At 54.5% G+C, this 8,192-nt stretch carries 11 protein-coding genes; 9 read left to right on the top strand and 2 right to left on the bottom strand.

The features are described 5' to 3' along the window. A partial coding sequence (locus tag V6D20_01620; GenBank protein ID HEY9814495.1) for a hypothetical protein occupies positions 1–524 on the top strand: 524 nt, incomplete at its 5' end. A 33-nt stretch (positions 525–557) separates the two neighbouring features. Here V6D20_01620 and V6D20_01615 read toward each other — a convergent pair. Together V6D20_01615 and V6D20_01610 are read right to left on the bottom strand one after the other, a co-directional pair. After that, positions 558–1,442, bottom strand: a complete 885-nt coding sequence (locus V6D20_01615; GenBank protein ID HEY9814494.1) for a metal ABC transporter permease — start codon at positions 1,440–1,442, stop codon at positions 558–560. A gap of 2 nt (positions 1,443–1,444) precedes the next feature. Next, positions 1,445–2,224, bottom strand: a complete 780-nt coding sequence (locus V6D20_01610; protein ID HEY9814493.1) for a metal ABC transporter ATP-binding protein — start codon at positions 2,222–2,224, stop codon at positions 1,445–1,447. Between the two features lie 79 nt (positions 2,225–2,303). Here V6D20_01610 and V6D20_01605 point away from each other — a divergent pair, with 79 nt between their 5' ends. The 8 genes from V6D20_01605 to V6D20_01570 form a co-directional block, all read left to right on the top strand. Beyond that, positions 2,304–3,275 carry a zinc ABC transporter substrate-binding protein gene (locus tag V6D20_01605; GenBank protein ID HEY9814492.1) on the top strand — a complete coding sequence of 324 codons (972 nt, stop codon included), beginning with the start codon at positions 2,304–2,306 and terminating at the stop codon, positions 3,273–3,275. A gap of 222 nt (positions 3,276–3,497) precedes the next feature. Next, positions 3,498–4,274, top strand: coding sequence for an LOG family protein (locus tag V6D20_01600; GenBank protein HEY9814491.1), 777 nt, complete (start codon positions 3,498–3,500; stop codon positions 4,272–4,274). A 280-nt stretch (positions 4,275–4,554) separates the two neighbouring features. Next, positions 4,555–5,880 carry a PhoH family protein gene (locus tag V6D20_01595; GenBank protein HEY9814490.1) on the top strand — a complete coding sequence of 442 codons (1,326 nt, stop codon included), beginning with the start codon at positions 4,555–4,557 and terminating at the stop codon, positions 5,878–5,880. Between the two features lie 288 nt (positions 5,881–6,168). Next, positions 6,169–6,831, top strand: a complete 663-nt coding sequence (locus V6D20_01590) for a glutathione S-transferase family protein (GenBank protein ID HEY9814489.1) — start codon at positions 6,169–6,171, stop codon at positions 6,829–6,831. A 65-nt stretch (positions 6,832–6,896) separates the two neighbouring features. Beyond that, the gene (locus V6D20_01585) at positions 6,897–7,214 is read left to right on the top strand and encodes a hypothetical protein (protein HEY9814488.1); all 318 of its coding nucleotides are present in this window, start codon (positions 6,897–6,899) and stop codon (positions 7,212–7,214) included. Between the two features lie 12 nt (positions 7,215–7,226). Further along, the gene (locus tag V6D20_01580) at positions 7,227–7,481 is read left to right on the top strand and encodes a hypothetical protein (GenBank protein HEY9814487.1); all 255 of its coding nucleotides are present in this window, start codon (positions 7,227–7,229) and stop codon (positions 7,479–7,481) included. A gap of 17 nt (positions 7,482–7,498) precedes the next feature. Continuing rightward, complete coding sequence (locus V6D20_01575; GenBank protein ID HEY9814486.1) at positions 7,499–7,864, top strand: DUF1823 family protein; 366 nt, start codon at positions 7,499–7,501, stop codon at positions 7,862–7,864. Positions 7,865–7,992: 128 nt separating this feature from the next. After that, on the top strand, positions 7,993–8,192 hold a 200-nt coding region (locus V6D20_01570), incomplete at its 3' end, for a hypothetical protein (GenBank protein ID HEY9814485.1).

Below are 8,192 nucleotides of genomic sequence, written 5' to 3'. Positions count from 1 at the left end.
TTGGTAAACGCCCCCCCTTCGCCACCGCCGAACTGTTCTGGGCACCCTACGCCGGCTCTGCCCAGATTGCCGTCGGCTATGTCCATCCCCCCACTGAAGGCATGGCCCAACAGACCTTTGCCCTGCGAGTCACCCCACGATTTTTGACCGTGAAAGGGCTAGAAGGAAGCTGTGATCTTCCCCGCGATCGCACGGGCATTGTTGGCGTCCACCGTAGTGCAGAAGAACCCATCGAACGCCTGCTGCTCCACCCCCGTGACTATGGCCTAGACGGCACCGATGTACCCCTTCCGCCCTTCAGTGACCTTATTGCCAGCTACCACCGTGTCTTGGCGGGAGAACCCAGTGAGATGAGGCGATCGGTGGTATGGAATGGCGGATTTTATCTGTGGCAAGCGGGAGCCTGTGGCGATTTGAGCGCAGGTCTGGATTTGGCAACAACATTGTTAAACGAGGGAACTGTGGCGAATACCCTGACGCGATTGACAACTCACGTTCAAGATATGACCCAAGCACCCATCTAGGTATCTCACCTCAATGCATGACCAACATATTCCCTAACGCCGTAACCATGATTGTAGATCGCGCCATAGGGGTAACGGCGTTGAGCGCGATCGCTTCAGAATCCCATAACGAGGACTGAACACCAGCGTCAGAAAAAACAATCCGGAAATCACCAGCACGATCGCTGGCCCTGAGGGAATATTGTAGTAATAGCTAAGATATAGACCTGCCACACTCGCCACCATCCCCAACAAAGCACCGAGCAGCATGACTTGATGCAAGCGCGGGACTAAGAGATAAGCGATCGCTCCCGGTGTAATCAGCATCGCCAATACCAGCACTACTCCCACAGATTTCATACTGGCAACCACGGTCAGGGCAATCAGGATCATCTGCCCGAAGTTGAGGAGATTAACAGGTAAGCCAGCGGCTTGGGCCCCTAGAGGATCGAAGCTGTAAAATAATAATTCTTTGTAGAGTAAAACGACCGTCACGAGAACCACGACGGCAATAATGGCCGTGTCCCGCACTTCTCCTGAACTAACGCCGAGAATATTGCCAAACAGGAAATGATTTAGATCAATTTTATTATCTCGCTGGATGACGGTAATCAGGGTGATACCCAGGGCAAAAAAGGACGAGAGGACAATCCCCATAGCCGCATCTTCTTTGATGGGCGATCGCGTCTGAATCCAAGCAATGATTACGGTACTCAGGACACCGGCGATGAATGCGCCGATATATAGATTCATACCTAGGGCAAAGGCGATCGCCAACCCTGGCAGCAAAGAATGGCTAATGGCATCACCCAGCATGGCTAGCCGCCGCACCATAAGATAACTACCCACCACCGCACAGATGATGCCGACCAACACCGCCACAACTAGCGATCGCTGCATGAAGCCATACTGCAACGGTTCCCAAAGCAACTCCAGCATCACTAGGCAGCCTGAGATTCAAAAAAGCGCACGTGACCGCCGTAGGCACGGGTCATGTACTGGGGTTGCAAGACAGAACGGCGATCGCCCGCAGCAATCAGTTCCCGATTGAGCAAAATCAGATGATCGAAGTGGGTAATCGATTCCCCGAGGTCGTGGTTGACAACCATCACGGTCTTACCTTGGCTGGCGAGTTCTCGGAAAATGCTGAATAAAATCTGCTCCGTGGTTTGATCGACGCCCACAAATGGTTCATCAAAGCAAAAAATATCTGCATCCTGAGCCAAGGAACGAGCCAGGAACACCCGCTGCTGCTGCCCGCCCGACAAATCACCAATGCGGCGATCGCGATACTCTGCCATGCCAACCCGTTCCAGCGCATTAGCCGCCAGCCGACGGCTCACTCCAGAAAAAGGCCGCAGAAATCCCGTTTTGCGTACCCGTCCCATCATCACCACATCCCACACCGTGGCGGGAAATGTCCAGTCAATCTGCGATCGCTGGGGCACATAGGCGACTCGCTGCCGTTGCTCAGTTAGGGGGCGATCGCCGTAGGTGACGGTGCCAGTAGCTGCGGGAATCAGCCCTAGCATGGCTTTCACCAGCGTACTTTTGCCCGCACCATTGGGGCCAAAAATGCCCACCAGTTGCCCCGCCGCAATCGTCACCGTCAGGTTTCGCAGCGCCTGCACATCTTGATACATCACGCTCAGATGCTGCACCTCAATACTCTGAGCATGGGCCCTGAGGGCAACGGATGGGGATGAGTTGGGCTGAACCATGGACGGACTCCATCTAAGCTTGACAAATCAAATATGAAACGATTATGAAAACATTGTATCGTGAAAAAATGAAAGCAATATGAAAAAACATGACGACATGGGGAGAGTAACAACTCAGGGAGCCAAGGCGACATGGGGAGCGATCGCCCTGATTGGCTCGTTACTTGCGGGCTGTGGCTCAGCACCGGTGGGAGAAGGAGAGAGCGATCGCCCTAGGGTCGTCACTACCACCACCGTGATTGCTCACTGGACGCAGGAGCTGGGCGGTGACGCCATTGAGCTGGTGCCGTTGATGGATCCGGGAGTCGATCCCCATATCTACGAACCGGTACCGGCCGATACCGTGGCCATCGAGTCGGCGGATCTAATTTTCTACAACGGCTATAACCTGGAGCCAGGGCTGATTCGCATCATCGAAGCGACGGGGATTGATGCCACCGTGGTGCCCGTGGGAGAATCGGTGTCACCGTTGGATATGGAGCAGGAGGGTCAACGTGTACCCGATCCCCATGTGTGGGGCGATGTCAGTCATGCGGTGACCATGGTGGAAACGATGCGCGATCAGCTGATCGCCCTGCTGCCTGAAGAACGCGATCGCATTCAGCAAAACGCCACGGATTACATCACCCAATTGCGATCGCTAGATACCTGGGTGACCGAGCAGGTGGCCACGATTCCCGCCAATCAACGGCAACTGGTCACCACCCATGATGCGTTTCAGTACTACGCCCGTGCCTATGGGCTGGAGGTACCCGGCACCCTGATCGGCATTAGCACCGAAGAACAGCCCAGTGCCCAAACCGTGCAGCGCCTGGTCGATACCATTCGTACCCTCAATGTCCCAGCCATCTTTGCCGAAACCACCCTCAATCCCCAACTGATTACCACCGTCGCCCAAGAGGCCGGCGTGCCCTTGGCCGAACAAGAACTTTATTCCGACTCCCTCGGCGCACCGGGCAGCCGTGGCGACAGCTATATCACCATGATTGAGGCGAATACAGAAGCGATCGTGGTGAATTTGGGTGGACAGTTCACGCCATTCTCACCCTAGGGAGCGATCGCCCATGATCGGTCTAGAACGGGTCTCTATGAGAACAGATCTCTATGTTGAATTCGGTTGGTTCGTCCATAGGCCGTTATGAAACATTCTTGACCAACCGAGCACCGCGACCCAAGATCCTCATCCACGGATCCTCATCCAATGACATGGATCGTGCTCTGGGGGCAATTTCCCCGAAGCCAGCGCCCAGAACGTAGGATAGAACAGTAGTCTTTGACACAATTTGGCGTGAACTATCCTCCCAACTCTGATCCTAGCTGTCGTCCTCACCTGATTCATCCCTCTGTCGATGGGGTGAGCTGCGCCGATGATGCAGCTCTCGACATCGTAGACGAGGCGGTTATGAGTCTATGGCAGGTGGTGAACAACCTCACGCGTATTCGCCCCCAAAAGCGCGATCGCTACCGGGTGGCCATCTTTGGTTCAGCCCGCATGGCATCCCATGATCCGATCTACCAGGGCGTTCAATGTTTGGCAGGGGAGCTCACTCGCTGGGGCTGTGATATTGTCACCGGCGGCGGGCCAGGATTGATGCAGGCAGCCAATGAGGGGAGTGTGTTGGCAGATCCCGATAACCTCACCCAATCGATCGGGATTCGGGTTGATCTGTCCTTTGAACAATCCACCAATCCCTTTGTCGAGCATGTGTATAACCATCAAACCTTTTTCTCGCGCCTGCATCATTTTGCGCTGATTTCCGATGCTTTTGTGGTGGTGCCCGGCGGCATTGGCACCACCCTGGAAGCTCTGATGATTTGGCAACTGCTGCAGGTGGACAAGCTAGATGGTACACCGCTGATCTTTATCGGCGAGATGTGGACAGATTTAATCCGCTGGGTGGACAAGCATATGGTGCAGGGCACCACCCCGTTTATTGTCCCCAGCGATCTACAAATTCCCCACTGTGTCGATAGTTTTGATAAAGCGATCGCTCTTCTAAAACAGTCCCACCAGCAATGGCAAGAGCAGGCCCAGCAACGCTGTGACTAGCTGACGTTCAGGTAGCCAAGATGTGACAGTTCGTTGCCGAATCCCCCGTGGCTCTAAGCTTTATTCAATAATTAAGGTATAGCACTAAGGGAGGAAGCACGATGCGTCCTATTTCACTCCCGAATCGTCCCCATTTCATGGGATTGTTGGTTAGTCTAGTCATCGCGGTGCTGCTCTGGATCTGGATTTTTGCTATGGCAGCCGTCTAAGAGAGATCTCTAGACATCCCGGTTTTCTGTCTCTGTGCGATCGCCCACTGCATCTTTTTGGAATGTCCTCAATGAAAAAAGTCTTTGTTCTCGACACCAATGTATTGCTCCATGATCCAAGTGCGATGCTGAGGTTTGAGGATAATGACGTAGTCTTACCGATCACTATCATTGAGGAACTGGATCGCTTCAAGAAACAGCCAGAAATGACCGGGCGCAACGCCCGCCAAGTGTCTCGCAACCTCGACGCCCTGCGCCAGCAAGGCCATTTAACGGACGGCATTCCCCTAGAGAATGGCGGTCATTTGCGTGTGGCCCTATGCCATCGAGAAACCTTAGAGGCCCTGCCGCCCGAGTTGGAAGGCGATCAGGCGGATAATGCCATCTTAGCCGTGGCCCTAGAGATGAAGCGCCAGTGTGATTGCCCCGTCATTCTGGTGAGTAAAGATACCAACCTACGAATTAAGGCCGATGCCCTAGATCTGCGATCGGAAGACTACGAAACCGATAAGGTAGACGTTGACGACCTCTACACCGGCATGGCGGAGGTGATGGTGTCTGCGGAGGTGATTGACCAACTCTATCGCGAAGGAACGATCGCCCTTGATGCCAAGCTGTTACCCAACCAAGCGATTACCTTAGTCGATGAAACCAATCCCTCCCATACAGCCCTAGGTTTGGTGGATGGGTTAACCGGTCAGATTACCCCCCTGCCCAAATTTCCCTACGCGGGCATTTCGCGCATCCATGCCCGCAACCGTGAACAAAAGTTTGCCTTCGAGCTGCTGCTGCGAGATTCGGTTCCCTTGGTGACCCTGGTGGGCAAAGCTGGCACCGGCAAAACTCTCTTGGCGATCGCTGCCGGTTTACACAAAGTAGCTGATGAACGCCTCTACAGTCGGCTCTTAATTTCCCGCCCCATCGTACCTATGGGCAAAGACTTGGGCTATCTACCGGGCGATGTCAATGAAAAACTCACCCCTTGGATGCGTCCCCTCTACGATAATTTTGACCTGATTTTTGGCAACCCCAGCTCCGTGGATAAGCCCGGCCATTGGCGGCATGGCTATGAAGAACTCAGCGATCGCGGCCTCTTGCAAATTGAAGCCCTCGCCTACATTCGCGGACGCAGCATTCCCCAGCAATACTTCATCATCGACGAAGCCCAGAACCTCACGCCCCACGAGGTGAAAACCATCCTGACGCGGGCAGGTGAGGGCACCAAAATTGTGCTCACCGGCGACATTGACCAGATCGACAATCCCTACGTAGACGCCGCGAGTAACGGCCTAACCTATGTAGTAGAACGGTTCAAAAACAACCCCCTAGCCGGCCACATTACCCTGTATAAAGGTGAGCGATCGAAGCTAGCCGAAGAAGCCTCAATTTTGCTTTAGGATACAGCCCTGCGATCGCTCAGCAGGTAGACATCTATCTACAGTAGGGTGCTTTAGGCGAAGCCGTAACGCACCGTCTTGTAAGGCATTGATGTGGGTAGATCCGAGCTAGTGCCCCCGTGGTAGGGTGCTGTTAGGCGCAGCCATAACGCACCGTCTTGCAGGACATTGATGCGTTATGGTACCGCTCATCCTACCTATCCACAGAGGTTCCTCCTCGTCTCATCGTCGTGCCCCAGCTAATGTCTCCAACCGTCATCGTTCACCTGCCCCTTCACCGAGCCCTCCATGCTGCTGCTTCAGTTTAGTACCTCCCACTATTGCCGCAAAGCCCGGCTGGCCCTAGGTTATAAACAGATCGACTACCGCGTAGAAAATCTCACCCCGGGCATTCACGCCCTGCGGCTGAAACCGCTTACGGGGCTGACCACCGTACCCACCCTGATTCCCTCGGAGGGAGCGATCGCCCTTGGTGATTCCACCCAAATCCTGCACTTTCTAGACCAGCATCAGCCGACCCCTAGCCTATCCCTAGAAGACCCCGCCCGAGCCGCCGACATTTGGCTGCTGGAAGACTGGCTCGACGAAAGCATCGGCACCGCCACCCGCTTTGTGTACTATGACTATCGCGCCGGTGAAGGTAAAGCCATTGATCCCTCCTGGATGAGCCAGGCCGTGATCCGGATTGTGCGATCGCAGTATGGCATGACCCCTGCCAAGGTGGCCCAGGCCCGCCAGCGCTTGGACACAGGGCTAGAGATCCTGCAGCACCGCTGGCAGACTCCTTTCCTCGTGGGCGATCGCCTCACCGCTGCCGATATTGCCGCTGCCGCCCTCCTCAGCCCCCTAGCGTTGATTCCCACCTATCGCCAAGCCCACGGCTGGCTATTTGACCGGATCACCGAGATCCATCACCATTGCCAAGAACCCCTTCCACCAGGATTAGCCTAATGCCCTGGTACGAGTTGGCGGCAAACGGGTTAAGGTAGGGAATGATCGTGGCATGAGAGAGAAAGTTGACCATGAACGCTGGGCGATCGCTTGGGATTGGATTGCTAACAACGGTTTTGATCGGAGGTGGATGGCTACCCGGAGTAGCCTTGCCGCCCCCGGAGGACGTGCCTGAAGAAATTTTGCAAACGGAAATCATTACCGACGCGCGATCGCCCTTAGATGGCGAGCCGTTGACCGTGGCAGACTATGAAGAACTGATTGCCGAACTGCAAGAAGGGCAAGATATTCCCCCGCGCCTATCTCCCGAAGTGGAATATGTCATTTACCTGCTACATCTACGGCGCGCCATCCGCAGTGTGTTTCCTTTTTTACTCCAATAGTGCCGGTACCGGATGAAGCCCATTCGCCTTTCTAAGCACGCCCATGGTTACACGCTCAGGCGTGGATTTTCGATTGATGAAGTGCAGGAAGCAATCCGCAACAGTGCTTGGAAACCCCTTGGCGTCAATCAGTTTCAATGCCAGTACAGCGTGCCCTTTCAGCAAGAGTGGAACGGCAAACTCTATACCACCAAGCAAATCAAACCCATTTTTGTGGAGCGATCGGCCGAAATTATCGTGATCACGGTCTACACTCAATATCTGTAGCTAGGATGCGATCGCCCATGGATAACCTGCCTCCCTTAACCACCGAGACCTTCTGGGCCATTCTTAACGACGACCTCGATGACGACACCGTCCATTACCTAGTCTGGCACTACCTCGGCTATCGGCAGACCGAGGATGGCTGGGACCTCAGCCAAGTGTCGCCCGACTGGCAAGAACGCTACCCCACGCCTCCCGCCTTCATCGAAAGCCGTCCTGCCACCGTGCAGCTCACTCGCTCCATTCCCAAGCAACATAAGCAACTGTTGAAAGAGCAGCTCGGCTTCCAGGGCTATTCCATTAACGAGCTGATTCCCCGCAAAACCCGTCGAGCTACCATGGTGAACTGGCTGTTGAGCTATGCTGCCGACCATGGACTGACATGAGACGTGATTAGTAGCTGGAGTTGTAGGGTAAGCAATACCCTGGCACTATCCCCAACATTCACGCCTGCGATCCACCACCATCTCAAAAACGCACTAAAATCATAGGCAACGATGATTCGGGCTGACGTATGAACTGGTGGCAAAAACTCTCGAAGAATAACCTGGCTCGCTTCGGTGCAACGGTCTTGATCCTGTTCTACCTAACCGTAGGTCTAGCAGAATTTGTAGCGCCCTATGATCCCTACAAGTCTCAGCTTGATGGATCGCTGCTGCCGCCAACCCAGATCTACTGGCGTGATGCATCCGGGCAGTTTATTGGCCCCCATGT

Source organism: Candidatus Obscuribacterales bacterium (assembly GCA_036703605.1).
Taxonomy (GTDB): domain Bacteria; phylum Cyanobacteriota; class Cyanobacteriia; order RECH01; family RECH01; genus RECH01.
Note: the sequence above shows the minus strand (reverse complement) of the source record. Positions and strands in the feature narration are given on the sequence as shown.